15 protein-coding genes are annotated in these 14,953 nt (G+C 68.1%); 9 read left to right on the forward strand and 6 right to left on the reverse strand.

Annotated features, from left to right (window positions below; genetic code table 11):
- Positions 1–23: 23 nt before the first annotated feature.
- From dnaJ to GONAM_RS21865, 6 genes are all read left to right on the forward strand, one after another.
- Positions 24–1,220, forward strand: coding sequence for a molecular chaperone DnaJ (gene dnaJ / locus GONAM_RS21840; RefSeq protein WP_006868929.1), 1,197 nt, complete (start codon positions 24–26; stop codon positions 1,218–1,220).
- A gap of 3 nt (positions 1,221–1,223) precedes the next feature.
- Positions 1,224–1,622, forward strand: coding sequence for a heat shock protein transcriptional repressor HspR (locus GONAM_RS21845; RefSeq protein WP_005195171.1), 399 nt, complete (start codon positions 1,224–1,226; stop codon positions 1,620–1,622).
- 54 nt (positions 1,623–1,676) lie between these two features.
- A complete protein-coding gene (locus tag GONAM_RS21850; protein WP_005195170.1) occupies positions 1,677–2,144 on the forward strand; it encodes an SRPBCC family protein in 468 nt (155 codons plus the stop codon).
- 75 nt (positions 2,145–2,219) lie between these two features.
- Positions 2,220–2,522 (forward strand): antibiotic biosynthesis monooxygenase family protein, encoded by a 303-nt coding sequence (locus tag GONAM_RS21855; protein WP_006868930.1) that lies wholly within the window; start codon positions 2,220–2,222, stop codon positions 2,520–2,522.
- A gap of 39 nt (positions 2,523–2,561) precedes the next feature.
- Positions 2,562–3,656 carry a hypothetical protein gene (locus GONAM_RS21860; protein WP_006868931.1) on the forward strand — a complete coding sequence of 365 codons (1,095 nt, stop codon included), beginning with the start codon at positions 2,562–2,564 and terminating at the stop codon, positions 3,654–3,656.
- An 83-nt stretch (positions 3,657–3,739) separates the two neighbouring features.
- Positions 3,740–4,816, forward strand: coding sequence for a hypothetical protein (locus tag GONAM_RS21865; RefSeq protein WP_006868932.1), 1,077 nt, complete (start codon positions 3,740–3,742; stop codon positions 4,814–4,816).
- Positions 4,817–4,829: 13 nt separating this feature from the next.
- Here the strand turns inward: GONAM_RS21865 and GONAM_RS21870 are convergent, their stop codons facing one another.
- The gene (locus tag GONAM_RS21870; RefSeq protein WP_006868933.1) at positions 4,830–5,981 is read right to left on the reverse strand and encodes an FAD-binding oxidoreductase; all 1,152 of its coding nucleotides are present in this window, start codon (positions 5,979–5,981) and stop codon (positions 4,830–4,832) included.
- A gap of 131 nt (positions 5,982–6,112) precedes the next feature.
- On the opposite strand from GONAM_RS21870, the gene GONAM_RS21875 reads away from it, so the two are divergent.
- Positions 6,113–7,240, forward strand: a complete 1,128-nt coding sequence (locus GONAM_RS21875; protein ID WP_040537204.1) for an amidohydrolase family protein — start codon at positions 6,113–6,115, stop codon at positions 7,238–7,240.
- Positions 7,241–7,255: 15 nt separating this feature from the next.
- Here GONAM_RS21875 and GONAM_RS21880 read toward each other — a convergent pair whose 3' ends face one another.
- Both GONAM_RS21880 and GONAM_RS21885 read right to left on the reverse strand, forming a co-directional pair.
- A complete protein-coding gene (locus tag GONAM_RS21880) occupies positions 7,256–8,200 on the reverse strand; it encodes a serine/threonine-protein kinase (protein ID WP_040537194.1) in 945 nt (314 codons plus the stop codon).
- Between the two features lie 86 nt (positions 8,201–8,286).
- Positions 8,287–8,712, reverse strand: coding sequence for a nitroreductase/quinone reductase family protein (locus tag GONAM_RS21885; protein ID WP_006868936.1), 426 nt, complete (start codon positions 8,710–8,712; stop codon positions 8,287–8,289).
- An 87-nt stretch (positions 8,713–8,799) separates the two neighbouring features.
- On the opposite strand from GONAM_RS21885, the gene GONAM_RS21890 reads away from it, so the two are divergent.
- Positions 8,800–10,164 (forward strand): FAD-binding oxidoreductase, encoded by a 1,365-nt coding sequence (locus tag GONAM_RS21890; RefSeq protein WP_006868937.1) that lies wholly within the window; start codon positions 8,800–8,802, stop codon positions 10,162–10,164.
- Here the strand turns inward: GONAM_RS21890 and GONAM_RS21895 are convergent.
- Positions 10,142–11,350 carry a GGDEF domain-containing protein gene (locus GONAM_RS21895; RefSeq protein ID WP_006868938.1) on the reverse strand — a complete coding sequence of 403 codons (1,209 nt, stop codon included), beginning with the start codon at positions 11,348–11,350 and terminating at the stop codon, positions 10,142–10,144. The two genes, GONAM_RS21890 and GONAM_RS21895, sit on opposite strands and share 23 nt — an antisense overlap.
- 294 nt (positions 11,351–11,644) lie before the next feature.
- Between GONAM_RS21895 and GONAM_RS21900 the strand changes: the two genes are divergently transcribed.
- Positions 11,645–12,556, forward strand: coding sequence for a LysR family transcriptional regulator (locus GONAM_RS21900; protein ID WP_006868939.1), 912 nt, complete (start codon positions 11,645–11,647; stop codon positions 12,554–12,556).
- A gap of 19 nt (positions 12,557–12,575) precedes the next feature.
- Here GONAM_RS21900 and GONAM_RS21905 read toward each other — a convergent pair whose 3' ends face one another.
- Together GONAM_RS21905 and GONAM_RS21910 are read right to left on the reverse strand one after the other, a co-directional pair.
- A complete protein-coding gene (locus GONAM_RS21905) occupies positions 12,576–14,258 on the reverse strand; it encodes an acyl-CoA dehydrogenase family protein (RefSeq protein WP_006868940.1) in 1,683 nt (560 codons plus the stop codon).
- Positions 14,258–14,899, reverse strand: coding sequence for a TetR/AcrR family transcriptional regulator C-terminal domain-containing protein (locus GONAM_RS21910; RefSeq protein ID WP_006868941.1), 642 nt, complete (start codon positions 14,897–14,899; stop codon positions 14,258–14,260). The genes GONAM_RS21905 and GONAM_RS21910 overlap by 1 nt, the downstream gene beginning before the upstream one ends.
- Between the last annotated feature and the right edge of the window lie 54 nt (positions 14,900–14,953).

Here is a 14,953-nt window from a genome sequence, read left to right on the forward strand (position 1 = left end):
AGACTTGAAGGAGGTGACGTCTGGTGGCTCCACAACGTGAGTGGTTGGAACACGACTTCTACAAGGACCTGGGCGTTGCTTCTGACGCTTCGGCTGAAGAGATCAAGAAGGCCTATCGCAAGCTCGCACGCGAGCTGCACCCGGATGCCAATCCCGGCGATTCCGCGGCCGAAGAGCGCTTCAAGCGGGTGTCCGAAGCCCACAGCGTGCTGAGCGATCCGGAGAAGCGCAAGGAGTACGACGAGACCCGTGCGATGTTCGCCGGCGGACGATTCCGCGGCGGCGGCAACGGGTTCCCGGGCGGCGGTTTCCCCGGCGGCGGTACGACGTACACGACCGGGGGCGACTTCGACCTCGGCGACCTGTTCGGCGGCGGTCAGGCCGGCGGCGGTGGCGGATTCGGCGACATCTTCGACGGACTCTTCAACCGGGGCGGCGGATCCCAACGCACATCGACGGCCAGCCGTCCCCGTCGCGGCAAGGACCTCGAAACCGAGACGACGCTGTCCTTCAAGGACGCGGCACTCGGCACGACGGTCCCGCTGCGGGTGACCAGCCCGTCCCCGTGCACCACCTGTCACGGGTCGGGTGCCAAGCCCGGCACCAGCCCGCGAGTGTGCCCCAATTGCAACGGCTCCGGCTTCGTCAGCCGCAACCAGGGCGCCTTCGGGTTCAGCGAACCCTGCCAGGACTGCCAGGGCACCGGCTCGCGGATCGACGACCCGTGCACCGACTGCTCCGGCAGCGGAGTCAAGAACCGGACGCGCACCATCAACGTGCGTATCCCGGCGGGAGTCGAAGACGGACAACGGATCCGGCTGGCCGGCCAGGGCGAGGCCGGACGTCGCGGAGCGCCGTCGGGCGACCTCTACGTCGTCGTCCACGTCACGCCGCACAAGCAGTTCACGCGCAGCGGCAACGACCTTCGGGTGCAGCTCCCGGTTCGGATCTCGGAACTGGTTCTCGGCGCGACGGTGTCGGTACCGACACTCGAGGGCTCGGTCGGGGTCAAGATCCCGCCGAACACGACCGACGGCCGCACGCTCCGCGTGCGCGGCCGCGGCGTCCCCAAGCGGTCCGGCGGTGCAGGCGACCTGCTGGTGACGGTCAAGGTCGCGGTGCCGGACAAGCTCGACGACGCTGCGATCGAGGCGATGCGTGCCTACGATCAGGCCGAGCGGGCAAGCGGTTTCGATCCACGGGCGAACTGGGGGAAGTGAGTCATGGCCGGTCAGAAGAACTTCGACGCCGACGGCGCGACCTTCATGATCTCGGTGGCCGCCGAGCTCGCCGGCATGCACGCCCAGACCCTGCGGACCTATGACCGTCTCGGTCTGGTCACCCCGCAACGCACGAGTGGCGGCGGTCGCCGCTACTCGTCTCGCGACGTCGACCTCCTGCGTGAGATCCAGCGTCTCTCGCAGGAGGAGGGCGTCAACCTCGCAGGGATCAAACGGATCATCGACCTGAGCAATCAGGTCGAGGCGCTGCAGCAGCGTGTCCGTGAGCTCTCCGACGAGGTCGCTGCGTCGCGGAATCGTCGCGGGGGCGAGCTCGTCCCGGTGCCCCGGACCAATGCCCTCGTCGTGTGGCAGCCGCGGCGGAAGCGCTCCGGCGACTGAACGGTCCGGCTCGTTCCGTCAGGGCGATCGGTAGGTCCCGCGTACGTTGGAGGTATGGCTTCCGACACCGTCACCACCGTTGACACGGGCCCGCACCGCGTTTCACGGCGCATCGTCGTCGACGCGCCGGCTGCCGAGGTCTTCGCTCTCATCGCCAACCCGCATCGTCATCCCGAACTGGACGGTTCGGGGACGGTGCGGGACACGCCTGTCAAGGGTCCGGAAAAGCTCACCCCCGGCGCGCGATTCAGCGTCGGGATGAAGCAGTTCGGTGTTCCGTACACGATCACCTCCACCGCGACCGACGTCGACACCGACCGCGTCGTCGAGTGGAAGCACCCCATGGGCCATCACTGGCGTTGGGAGCTCGTCGCCACGTCGCCGACGACCACGCAGGTCACCGAGACCTTCGACTACTCCACGCTCAAGTTCCCGAAGATCATGGAGCTGATCGGCTACGACAAGAAGAACGGGCAGGGCATCGAGGGCACGCTCCGCGCGCTCGCAAACCGGTTCGGCTGATGCCACCGCCATCTTGCCGACAACATGTCGATAAGATGGCGGAGACCTATCAGACCCGAACCAGGAGTCGACGAAATGTTCGTGATCACCAACCGCATCGATGTCACCGAGAACGCCGAGGCCTTCGAGAAGGCATTCTCGGACTCCATGCGCACCACGCTCAAGGGTGTTCCCGGTCTGCACCGCGCCACCCTGATGCGTCCGGAGGCCGAGGGCCTGCCCTACGTTTCCACCATGGAGTTCGACGCCAAGGAGGACTTCCTGGCGTGGCTGAAGTCTGATTCGTTCCGCGCATCGCACTCCGACGACCAGGCCCCGGGCATGCAGGCTCCGTCTGCCGTCGAACAGCACACCCTGATCGAGACCTTCAACGCCTGATCAGGCCGTCCCGGGGCGGCCGCGAAAGGAAGCCTCTCCATGGAATTCGAGGACGATTCGCCGTCATCCGGCGAGGAAGCGGTGGTCGTCCTCGGAGTCGTGGCCGCTCCCGGACAACCGATCGGGCTCGCGCGCAAGCTCGTCGACGCAGACCTGACCGAGCACGTCCAGACCAGCTTCCCCGGAGCCCGATGGCAGATCGAGGTCGTCGAGGCATCCGTGGTGCAGCCACCCGCGACCGACGCCCAGATCGTCGACGCCGCGAGAGATGTTCTCCTCGAACGTGAATGGGACCTGGTTGTATGTCTGACAGACCTGCCCCTGCATGTCGGCAGACGCCCCGTCGTCGCGCATGCGAACGCGGTACACGGCGTCGCGGTCCTGTCGGTACCCGCCCTCGGCCCGACCGGACTACGGCAGCGGGCGCGGGCGACTGTCACCGGCCTCATCGGCCGTCTCCTCGGCGCCGACGCCGACGACCTCCGGGACCACCAGAAGGCCCCGTCGAAGTCGCCGCTGCGGCACCGCGTCCGCCAGTTGGGCACCGACGTCGACGACGAGGGCACCGCCTTCACCGCCCGGGTGCTCACCGGCAATCTCCGGCTCCTCTCGGGGATGGTGCGCGCCAACCGGCCGTGGCGCCTCGCGCTCGGGCTGACCCGGGCCCTGACCGGCGCCATTGCCGCCGGCGTCTTCGCACTGGTCACCGCCGACATCTGGCTGCTGGCCGACACCTTCGGCTGGGTCCGCCTCACCGGCGTCGCCGTCGGTTCCATCGTCGCCATCACCGCCACCCTGATCGTCGGGGCCAACCTCTGGGAACGGGGATCGTCCCGGCAGTCGCGCGAACAGATCGTCCTGTTCAACACCGTCACCGTCATCACCGTCGTGCTGGGGGTCGCGGCGTTCTATGCCGCTCTCTTCGTCCTCGCGACCGTCGGCGCGCTGTGCCTCGTGGTCCCTCAGGTCTTCGGCGACGCCCTCGGTCACGACCCCGGAATCACCGACTACCTGGAGGTCGCGTGGCTGACGTGCTCGCTGGCAACCGTCGGCGGGGCGCTCGGTGCGGGGTTGGAGACCGACGAGGCGGTACGCGACGCCGCGTACACCCAGCATCCCGCCGACTCGGTCTGACGAGGTACCACCGACGGTCCGGCTGCCACAGATTCGGCCCCAGCCGTTAGGCTGCATGGGCAAATGTCGATGTGGAGGTGACGATGACCCAAGATCCGGCGAGTGGGGGACTGCCCGGATCCGTGGTTCTCGGGATATCCGTCGTGGACGATCAGATCGCATCCGTGGTGCGCGACGCCGATGGCCACATCCTGGCCAGCAACCTCGTCGACCTGCCTGATCCGTCGGCTCCCGCGGTAGAGGCCGCGATCGTCGAGCTGGTCGATTCGGTGCCCGTCGTCGTCGACCTGATCGGTGTCTCCGTGTCCCGCGAGGACGTCCGCAAGCACCTGTCACAGGCCTTCGGGTCGAGTGGCGCCGCCGAATCCTGGCACGACCGTGTCGTCGTCACCGGTTACGCCTCGGCACTCGCCGAGATCGCGTGCACTCATGCCACCCGTGGCGGCGTCGTCGCGGTCGTGGATCTCGATCGGGAGGCCGCACCGGCATCCGGTACGACGGTGGCGACGGTCGACACGACCTCGGGGGCGGTCCTCGGAACAGCCGATTTCACCACCCACCGGCTCGCGCCCGTCACCGATCCGGACGGGGCGTCGGCGCTGGCGACCGCGGTCGCCAAGCTGCCGCGCGGTCGCGACCTCACCTCGATCATCGTGGTCGGGCCCGGCGCAGAGATGCCGGGTATCGCCCCGGCCTTCGAATACGCTGCCCAGCGGCCCGTCACCGTCGCAGACAACCCGCCTCTTGCGTCCGCGATCGGCGCGGCCGACGCCGCCCTGGTGGCACTCTCCGCCCCGACCCCGGCCCCGCGGGTGTCGACCGGACGACGCTGGTGGTTCGTCGGCGCCGCGATCGGCGCCGCGGTGTTCCTCGGCGCAGTCGGACTGACGCTGCTCCTGGCCGCCGAGGGCGACACCCCGGAACCGGCTCCCGTGACGGTCACCGAGACACCCGCGGCCGTCACGATCACCGCCGACGCGAAAACGGTCACCCGGACCGAGACCGAGACCGAGAGGGCCCGCACGACGACGGTCACCAGCGCGCCGCGCCCGGTCACCCGGACGACCACGGTGACCGAGGAGATCCCGGGGCCGTTCACCATCACCGAGACCGAGACGACCACGGTCGAGGTGCCCGCCGCAGGATCGCCGGCGCCCTGACGCCGGCCCGCGGTCAGTACACGGGGTCGTGCTGGATGCGGCTCGCGCGGACCCCGGCGATGATGAGTTTGCGTCTGGTCGCCTCGATCATCTGAGCCGATCCGGCGATGAGCACCTGGTGGTCCGACCAGTTCCCGGCGTCGGCGACGACGTCGGCGAGTGTGCCGATCTTGTGGTCGATCCCCAGTTCGGCCGGCGTCGCCACCGCGGTGATCCACCACGGGTCGCTCTCCTCCTCCGACACCGCGGTCACCTGCAACCAGGGATTGGTGGAGGCGATCCGCCGCAGGACACTCAGGTCGTAGAGCTCGCCGGGGTAGCGCATCCCGTAGAAGATGTGCGTCGGGGGCGAATCCGCACGCTTGGACATCTCGATGAGCAGTGCGCGCAGCGGGGCGAGGCCGGTGCCGCCGGCCACCATCAGGACGGGCCGATCCCGGTCGACGTGTAGCGTGCCGTGGCTCTGCGCCAGGGTCCAGACGTCGCCGACGCTGGTCTCGCTGACGATGGCGGAGCTGACCGTCCCGCCCTGGATCGCCCGCACGTGGAACTCCAGCTCACCGGCCGGGTTCGGCGGGATCGACGGTGAGAAGTTGCGCCACTGCTTGGGCCACTGTGGGACGTGTACCTCGAGGTACTGGCCCACGTGGAACGTCAGTGGTGCGTGCGAGATGAGACGTACGACGGCGAGGTCGCGGCTGATGCGGTACTTCTCCACGACCTCCGCAGTCCAGCGGGCGGGATGGGTTGCGGTCTCGGCGGCTCCGCGCATCACGCCGGTGACGAGCATCATCGCCTGCGAGACGGTCTGCTGCGCCTCGTCGTCCCAGTACCCCTCCATCAGACTGGCGAACTCTCCCATGAGGGCCGCGTACATCACGTGGTAGTGCTCTGGTTCGACCCCGAACTTGCGATGGTCGCGGCCGAGCTGGGCGAGGAACTCGACGAGGTCGGCGTGGCCGGACTCCGCGGGAATGGCTTCGAGGACGTGATCGATCACGCGATGGAAGGCGATCTGCTGTGCGGCCATCGAAACGCCGAACAGATCCCGGAGGTCGGGATCGATCGCGAACATCCGGGTATAGACGTTGGTCACGAACCGGTCGGGCTGTCGGTTCACCGCTGTTCGCAGCTGATGCAGCGTGTGGCGTGAGTGGCTCGCCATTCTCTGTGGACAACCTCCGTCGGCGTTCGTCCCCCGCCTGTTCCGAGAGCTCAACCCTAGCGTCCGACGGTACAGAATTCAGGATCCGTCATCGTATGTCGGACTGTGATCCGGTGTGGCAAGGTACCACCATGACGTCCCTCGACGGTGTCCTCCCGGCCATCGTCGACGCGCATGTGCAGCACTGGAATCCGCGGCGCACCCCATGGGCGGTGACACGCTCGTCGCGGCTGTACGGGTTCGTCCCCCGATTGGGGGACCGGGCATTCCCGCTCATCGCCTCGCGCGCCGACCGGGAGTTCGTGCTGACCCCACGAACGGTAGCGCGCCCGTACGAGCCACGGCAGTACGCCACCGACGCGGCGCTCGTCTCGACGGTCGTCGGGGTGCCCATCGACACCGTGGTGCACGTCGAGTCGCACTGGCGTAAGGCACTACCCGCAGGGGAGCAGGCGTCGGCGCACAGCACCGCCGTGGAGGAGACGCGCTACCTGGAGAGACTCCCGTTCGGCCAGTCCGGTGCCCCGCGTCTGGGGGCGATCGTGGCCCACGGTGACCCGCGCGACCACGACTTCGCCGAGATGCTGGATCAACAGTCAGCGGTCTCGCCGCGCGTCCGGGGTATCCGCCTGGTGGCGACGCGCCACCCCGATCCGCGGGTCCGCGACGGCGGCGACGCCGACAACATCCTGGCTTCGGCCGCTTTCCTCGACGGTTTCGCCGAGCTGGCGGCGCGCAAGCTCGTCTTCGAGGCGGCGGTCTACTCCCACCAGCTCTACGACGTCATCGTGCTGGCGCGGGAGTATCCCGACACGACGATCGTCCTGAACCACTTCGGGATACCGGCCGGGGTGTTCGGCCCCATCGGGACGCGCACGGGAGCGACGGCCGCGGCGCGGGCGGACATCTGGCGGTTGTGGCGGGAACGGATGACGACCCTGGCGTCGTATCGCAATGTGGTGGTGAAGCTTTCCGGGCTGGCCATGCCGGTGCTCGGTTACGGCCACGAACGGTGGGGCAACATCGGGGGACAGGCGACGCTGTGCGAAATGATCGGCCCGTTCGTCGAACACGTCGTCACCCACTTCGGTTCGGACCGCATCATGTTCGGCTCGAACTACCCGATCGACCGCCCCAACGCGGCGGTCGACGTCCTCATCGGCGCGCTCGTCGACTGTGTGTCCCAGTGGGGAGATGAGGCCCTGCGGCGCATCTTCCGCGACACGGCGGTGCGCGTCTACGGGCTCGACGAGACCTGACCTGCCGACGGTCCGTCACGGGTGACGCGGGCGTCCCCACCATCGCGAGCGGGTCGGTTCGGGGACGGGCACGTCACGCATGAGACGGACCAGGATGTCGACGAGATCCGTGCACGTCGGATAGCGGTCCTGCGGTGACTTGGCGAGCGCTTTGGCGAAGATCGAATCCATCGCCGACGGCAGCCACGGACGGCGCCGGGTCAGGCGCGGCGGGTCGTCGTTGATGTGTGCGTGGGTGATCGCGAACGACGTGTGGCGCGGGTATGGCGGTGTGCCGGTGAACAGCTCGACGAGGCTGCACGCGAACGAGTAGTTGTCGCTGGCCGGCGAAAGACGATGTGCTTGAAGCAGTTCCGGCGAGGCGTACCCGATGGAGCCCTGAACTCGACCGTTCCGCGCGAGCGGCCTTGTGTCGTCGAGGAATTGGGCGATCCCGAAGTCGGAGAGATAGGCGTCCACCGGGGTGGAGTCGTCCGCGTCCGGCCCGAGCGGTCGGGTGAGCAGGATGTTGGCCGGTTTGACGTCGCGGTGGAGGATCTCCTGGCCGTGTGCATAGTCCAGGGCGTCGGCGATCTGCCCGGCGACCCGCAGGATCGTGGCCACATCGGGTTCGGCGTCGTCGCCGGGGACGAGTGCGGTGGCCGCGGGGCCGGCGGCGTACTGCATCGCCAGCCACATCGACGGCTGGTGGCGCGGGCCGAGAGAGCCGGGCGCCGCGGCGATCTCACCGTGGGCGCGCATCCGGACGATGTGCGGATGGTCGAGAAGCGACGCGATCCCGAACTCGCGCTCGAACCGTTCGCGGACCCGGGCATGATCGGCGGCGTTCGGGTGCAGCACCTTGAGCGCGACCGGCCCGTCGCCGTCATCACGATGGGCGCGGAAGACGTCAGCGCTCGCACCGCCGCCGACGAATTCATCGATGGTGAACCCGTCCACACGGTCGCCAACCTCGAACACCCTGCCCAGAATAGATTGACGACGATCCGCGGGTGCGGTGCCGGACGAGGGTGTCGAGGCCGGGGCGGCGGAATCGGGTTCGACCGTCAGGATCTCGGTGTCAGCCGGAAGATCGGGAACTTCCGTCCCTGGGCGGTCTCGGTGTACTTGATGAACTGATCGGTGAACGCCGTGAACTTCGCCCAGGCGGCATCCCAGTCGGCGTCGGTCATCTCGATGACCTGCGTCTCGTGACGCTCGATGCCCTCGGGAGCGGGGGCCTCGACGGCAACCGCGTCGGGGTGCGCGCGGAGGTTGTGCACCCAGGCCGGCGTCGTCGGTGAACCCGCGAAAGATCCGATGACGAGCCACGACCCGCCGTCGGCGAGCCCGAACAGGGGACTGATGCGCGGCTCGCCGGACTTGGCGCCGAGGGTGTGCAGCAGGACGAGGTTCTTCCCGAAACCCGCGGTCTCGACATGTCCGTTGTTGGCGCGGAACTCGTTGATGATGGTCGAATTGAAGTCGGTCACGATCTCCTTGATACGCCTGCGGAGCCCTGACCGGCAGGTGTGTCAAAGTGAAACCGCGGTCCGGGCGTCGAAGAATACGCTGAACGCATGAGTGCCGATACGAGTTCGCTGGCCGCCGGCCTTCCCGACGGAATGGTGATCACCGACCCCGACATCCTCGCCGGGTATCGCCAGGACCGCGCCTTCGACCCGGCCGCCGGTACCCCGCTCGCGCTCGTCCGCCCGACCTCGACCGAGCAGGTCCAGACGACGGTTCGGTGGTGTGCCGAGAACCGGGTCCCGATCATCACGCGCGGCGCGGGCACCAGCCTGTCCGGCGGCTCGACCGCGGTGGACGGCGCCATCATGATCTCCACCGAGAAGATGCGCGAGATCGCCGTCGATCCCGCGACGCGCACCGCCGTCGTCCAGCCCGGGCTGTTCAACGCCGAGGTCAAGGCCGCGGCGGCGGCCGCGGGCCTCTGGTACCCGCCGGACCCGTCGTCGTTCGAGATCTGTTCGATCGGCGGCAACGTCGCCACCAATGCGGGCGGGTTGTGCTGCGTGAAGTACGGGGTCACCACCGATTACGTGCTCGGACTGCAGGTGGTGCTCGCTGATGGTCGTGCGGTTCGGGTGGGCGGCAAGCAGCTCAAGGACTCCGCAGGCCTCCCCCTGACCAAACTCTTCGTCGGCAGTGAGGGGCTCCTCGGCATCATCACCGAGGTGACCCTGCGGCTGCTACCGCCGCAGGGGCCGGCGAGCACGGTGGTCGGAGTCTTCGACTCGGTGCACGACGCCAGTCGTGCCGTCCTGGCCGTCACGGGCGAGATCCGACCGGCGATGCTGGAATTCATGGACTCGGTGGCGATCAACGCGGTCGAGGACATGCTGCGCATGGGGCTCGACCGGGAGGCGGGCGCACTGCTCGTCGCCCAGTCCGACGCGCCCGGGGCGGCCGGTGCCCAGGAGGTCGAACTCATCCGGAACGCCTTCGAGTCGAACGGCGCGGGGGAGGTCTTCACCACCGACGACCCCACCGAGGGCGAGGCGTTCACCGCTGCCCGACGTGCGGCGATCCCGGCGGTGGAGAAGCTGGGATCGCTACTGCTGGAGGACGTCGGGGTCCCGTTGCCCTCGCTACCCGATCTCATCGACGGCGTCGCGAAGATCGCCGCGGACAACCAGGTGATGATCTCGGTGATCGCGCATGCCGGAGACGGCAACACACACCCGCTGATCGTCTTCGATCCGGCCGACACCGCGGAGGCCGACCGTGCGCAGACGGCGTTCGGTCAGATCATGGACCTCGCCATCGAGCTCGGCGGCACCATCACCGGCGAGCACGGCGTGGGCCGGCTCAAGAAGGGCTGGCTGCCCGATCAGGTGGGTCCGGACGTGATGGAGCTGACGGCGCTCATCAAGAACGCTCTCGACCCGGAGGGGCTCCTCAATCCGGGCGTGATCCTGTAGGAGTGGTCGGCACGACGGCGTAGGTGCCGCGCCGGTTCGCCTTGGCTTCGAACAGGGCGCCGTCGGCGAGGGCGAAGTCGCGTTGGATGCGTTCGGTGGCATCCTCATCGGTCATGTGCTCGCTGTACAGCGAGCCCACGGCGATGCCGAGACTGACGGTCGCCCACTCGCCGTCACCGGTGTCGACCGGCCGGCCGCGGATGTCCTCGGCGACGGCCCGCGCCGCCTGTTCGTCGAGCCGCATCGCGATCGCGAACTCGTCGCCGCCGAGTCGGGCGACGACCGCCGGTTCGGTCACGGCGCTCCGGAGGATCTCGGCGACCTGCTGCAGCACGGCGTCGCCGACGGCGTGACCGTGGTCGTCGTTGATCCGTTTGAAGCGGTCGACGTCGGCGATGACGAGTGCGAACCGGTCGCCGTGTCCCCGGCGCAGCAGCGTGGTCGTCGCGAGGATGAACCCGCGGCGGTTCAACAGGCCGGTGAGCGGATCGGTGTTGGCCATCCGCAGTTGGTGTTTCAGGGTGCGCTGGAGATCGGATGTGTATCCCTGGTGAAGGGTGACGGTTCCGCTGACGGCGACGAGTAGAGCCAGGGTCGCGGCGAGGACGGGCACGGGTGCAGTGCCGTCCAGCCAGGCGAGAACGCCGAGGGTGCAGGTCACCGCGCTCGCCAGTGCCAGGTGTACGTACACGACGCGGGCACGTACGAAATGCGCGCTGTAGGAGCCGATCACGGCGAACAAAGCCGAGAAGTACAGTGCAAGGCGTGGATCGGTGACGGCGAACAGGCACGCCGCCACTCCGATGTCCGCGTAGGCCACGAAGGCGTTGTTGAAACCGCGGACGTGTGACTTCTTGGTCCACCACATCACGCCCAGATGGACCCGGCTCACCGCGATCGCGGTGGGCACGGTGGTGGCGGCGGCGGTACCGAGGACCAGCGATCGCCACAGCGAACCCTGCCCTCCGCTCGGGGTGAACAACCCGAGCGCCGCGACGACACCGAAGATCAGCACCAGCCCGGCGATGGTGTACCGGATATGGCGTTCGCGCAGACGCAGCTGCCGGAGAACGTCGAGTGTTTCGTCGTAGAGCCCACTGCGTCGTGCGATCTCCGCAGTGATCGAGTCGCGAGCGAACCCGCTGAACGGAGTTGAACTCGGCGGCCGGCCGATCGTTTCTTCCACCTGGTCGAGCTCCGGAAATCGGGTTGGGGCGGACAATGCGAAGTCTTGACGAGCATTAGCGATGCTTCATCAGAGCAAGTGATATCCGACGAGACCCGGGCGCGGCAGCGAAAACGGGAAAAGGAGTAGAAAGAAGCACCTGCCGAGGTCCTCCCGTCCCCTCCGCGGGGGGACCTCAGCAGGTAGCCCAAAACGCGAATGACATCTGAATACGATGCCATGCAAAAATGAGCATATTGCCTCGAAGGTCAACCTACAATCACATCAATCTGGATAACTGACAGGGGATGGTTGATGAATGGTTCTGGGGACGCCGGACTCCGCGATATCGACCTGCGTCGGCTCCGCATGTTCGTCGTCGTCATGGAGGCTCCGAGTCTCCGCGTCGCCGCCGACGACCTGTTCATCAGCCAGCAGGCGCTCTCGTCGGCGATCCGTGAACTCGAACGGCAGCTGGGTGTCGAGCTCTTCTCCCGCTCGCGACGCAGCCTGACGCCGACGCCGGCCGGGGAGGCCCTCTACCGCGGCGCGGTACCGCTGCTGGCCGGTGGTGAGCAGCTCGCCACGCAGGTCAGACGTGTGAACGCGGGGGCTCCCGCGCCGTTCGTCATCGGGCACGCACCCGACCTCGCGTCGTCGGAGGTCTTCCGCATCATCGAACCCGTGGTCCTGGCCGACCCGTCGGTGCCGATCACGGTGCGCCCGGTGTTCGCCGACTTCATGCGCGAGGAGTTGCTGTCGGGGTCGATCGACCTCGCGTTGGGACGCGGTGTGTCGGCGCCACCGGACATGGCGACCACGATCGCCACCGAACACGAACTCCGCCTCGCGGTCCGCAGCGACCATCCGCTCGCCGCCCATGCCCGCGTCGACATGGCCGCCCTCGCCGATTACGAGATCGTCGTGTGGGGCCCCGAGCACGAGTACGAGTACACCGACATCCTCGTCGGGCTGTGCCGGCGAGCCGGTTTCGAGCCACGCATCATCCTGTCGACGCTGCTCGGCACACCGCCGCACACAGCGGTGATCGCCCATCCCAAGGCGTGCGCCTTCGTCACCAACGAGCCCGGCTGGATCTACGCGAATTCCATCCGCATCGTCGAGTTCACCGACCCGCCCTTCGCGCCCGTCCGGGCGATGTGGCTGCCCAACACCGCCTCGACGCTGCGCCGGCAGATCCTGGCCGCGGCGGAAGGGGTGGTGTGAGGCCGGAAGACCGGGTGTCTCAGTGCCGCTCGAGGATCGCGGCGAGGTCGGCGCCGCCGGGGAGTGCGCCGTACTCGAAGCTGCGGTCGGGGCCCAGTCGGCTCGCGATGAACGCGTCGGCGACGGCCGACGGGCTGTGCCGCACCAGCAATGACGCCTCGAGAGCCAGGGCCATCGACTCGACGGTCGACCGAGCCCGACGCTGGGCGTCGGCCGGGGTGAGTCGCGACAGTTCGCCGAGCTGCTCCCGGAGTCGGTCGAGGTGCGCGTCGAGAGTCCGGTCGGCGCCGCGGGCGAGGGAGACCTCGGCGTCGAAGGCGGCGACCGATTCGGGTTCGCGGGTCATCGCACGCAGGACGTCGAGGGCGATGACGTTGCCCGAGCCCTCCCACACGGCCATCACCGGCTGCTCGCGGTAGCGCATGGCGAGGGGGAAGTCCTCGGTGTATCCGTTGCCGCCCAGGCACTCCAGTGCCTCGTAGGCGTGGTGCGGTCCGCGCTTGCAGATCCAGTACTTGGCGACCGCGGTCGCAAGTCGGCGGAAGGCGCGCTCCTGCGGGTCGGCATCCTCGTCGTGGGCGCGGGCCAGACGGATCGCCGTGGTGGTCGCGGCCTCGGATTCCAGTGCGAGATCGGCCAGTACGGCGGTCATTGCTGGCTGGTCGGCCAGCGTTGCTCCGAAAGCCGCACGGTGCCGGGCGTGCCACGCTGCTTCGGCGACAGCCTGGCGCATGCCCGCCGCGGAACCGAGGACGCAATCGAGGCGGGTCTGCGCGACCATCTCGATGATCGTGCGCACGCCCCGTCCGGGTTCGCCGATCATGACGGCGACGGTGCCGTCGAGTTCGATCTCGCTCGAGGCATTGGACTTGTTGCCGAGCTTGTCCTTGAGGCGCTGGATGCGGAAGACGTTGCGGGTGCCGTCGGGCAGGATGCGGGGGAGCAGGAAGCACGAAAGTCCTTCGCCTCCTGCGCCTTGCGCCTGGGCGAGAACGAGGAAGGCGTCAGACATGGGCGCGGAACAGAACCACTTGTGTCCGGTGAGAAGGTACTCGGCCCCCGGCCCACCGGTCCCCGCGGGAACGGCGACGGTGGTGTTGGCGCGGACGTCGGAGCCGCCCTGCTTCTCGGTCATCGACATCCCGAAGATCGCCGACTCCTTGGTGGCGCTCAGTTCTGGGGAATAGCTGCGCGACAACGCCTTCGGTACCCAGTTCGCGGCGACGTCGGGCTGCAGTTCGAGCGAGGGGATGACCGCATGCGTCATCGACACCGGACAGGCGTGACCGGGCTCGATCTGCCCGAACAGCATGAACGCGGCCGCGCGCACGACGTGGGACCCGGGTTGCGGGTCGGCCCAGCAACGTGTGTGGGCGCCGTGCGCGATGGATTCGGAGATGATCCGGTGGTATGCCGGGTGGTACTCGACCTCGTCGATGCGGTGACCCCAGCGGTCGAAGGTCCGCAGCACCGGCGTGATGGTGTTGGCGAGATGGGCGTCGTATTTGAAGGATTCGCTGCCGACGAGCGCCCCGATTTCCCGGAGTTCGGCATCGCCCCAGGCGCCGTCGTGGCGGGCGACGGCTTCGGTCAGCACGGTGTCGAGTTCGTACTCGTTGACGTCGACCCGCGGAGCGGACTGGTTGAACACCTCATGGGTGAGGTGCGGCTGCGGATGGATGTGCGTCGCGGACTGGGTCATCATGCCTCCTGGGGCGTGGGTACGAGTGGCCGGTCCAGAACCCGTTCCGGGATCTGCAGATTCGTGAAGATCACCGCGACCGCGTCCTCGAGTCGATAACCGAAATCGGCTCCGGTGGCGGCCTTCTGGACCGCGAGGCCGAAGACGGCCGACCAGAACGCCTTCGCCTCGACGTCGATCCCGGCGCGCAGCCTCCAACCGGTGCGTACCAGCGTCGACATCAACGCCTGTTCGCCGCGCTCGTGGAGTGTGCGGAGGGTGTCGGTGATGTGCTCCCGCAAATCGGTGCGGCGTGACGTCAACAGCATGGCGGTGGTGAACAGTTCAACGTCCCGTGCGCAGGGGCCGAGCAGGGTGCCGACGAGGGTGTTCGTGTAGTCACGCACGGTCGTGGTCTCGGCGGCGGCCTCTTCGGCTCGACGCCCCGCCCGCAGCACCCCGGCGCAGGCGACCTCGACGAAGAGTTGTTCCTTGGAGCCGAAGTAGTAGGTGACCTGGTTGGGGTAGGCGTCGGCGCGCTGACAGATCTGGGCGACCGACGCCGCGTCGCCGTGCTCGGCGAACACCTCGCCGGCGGCACGCAGCAGCGCCTGGCGGGTGGCCTTGCCGGCCTCCCTGCTTGCGCGTCCGGTGGTTGCCACGGAGATCCTGCTCGCTCGACGTCAGTGTTTGTATGGCAAACAATAAACTCGCGC

Source organism: Gordonia namibiensis NBRC 108229, from assembly GCF_000298235.1.
In the GTDB taxonomy this organism is placed as follows: Bacteria; Actinomycetota; Actinomycetes; order Mycobacteriales; family Mycobacteriaceae; genus Gordonia; species Gordonia namibiensis.

Excerpts from the sequence above, each read along its gene's own strand:
- GONAM_RS21845 (WP_005195171.1), top strand. The coding sequence starts at position 1,224 with ATGGCCGGTCAGAAGAACTTCGACGCCGACGGCGCGACCTTCATGATC.
- GONAM_RS21850 (WP_005195170.1), top strand. The coding sequence starts at position 1,677 with ATGGCTTCCGACACCGTCACCACCGTTGACACGGGCCCGCACCGCGTT.
- GONAM_RS21855 (WP_006868930.1), top strand. The coding sequence starts at position 2,220 with ATGTTCGTGATCACCAACCGCATCGATGTCACCGAGAACGCCGAGGCC.
- GONAM_RS21860 (WP_006868931.1), top strand. The coding sequence starts at position 2,562 with ATGGAATTCGAGGACGATTCGCCGTCATCCGGCGAGGAAGCGGTGGTC.
- GONAM_RS21865 (WP_006868932.1), top strand. The coding sequence starts at position 3,740 with ATGACCCAAGATCCGGCGAGTGGGGGACTGCCCGGATCCGTGGTTCTC.
- GONAM_RS21870 (WP_006868933.1), bottom strand. The coding sequence starts at position 5,981 with ATGGCGAGCCACTCACGCCACACGCTGCATCAGCTGCGAACAGCGGTG.
- GONAM_RS21875 (WP_040537204.1), top strand. The coding sequence starts at position 6,113 with ATGACGTCCCTCGACGGTGTCCTCCCGGCCATCGTCGACGCGCATGTG.
- GONAM_RS21890 (WP_006868937.1), top strand. The coding sequence starts at position 8,800 with ATGAGTGCCGATACGAGTTCGCTGGCCGCCGGCCTTCCCGACGGAATG.
- GONAM_RS21900 (WP_006868939.1), top strand. The coding sequence starts at position 11,645 with ATGAATGGTTCTGGGGACGCCGGACTCCGCGATATCGACCTGCGTCGG.
- GONAM_RS21905 (WP_006868940.1), bottom strand. The coding sequence starts at position 14,258 with ATGACCCAGTCCGCGACGCACATCCATCCGCAGCCGCACCTCACCCAT.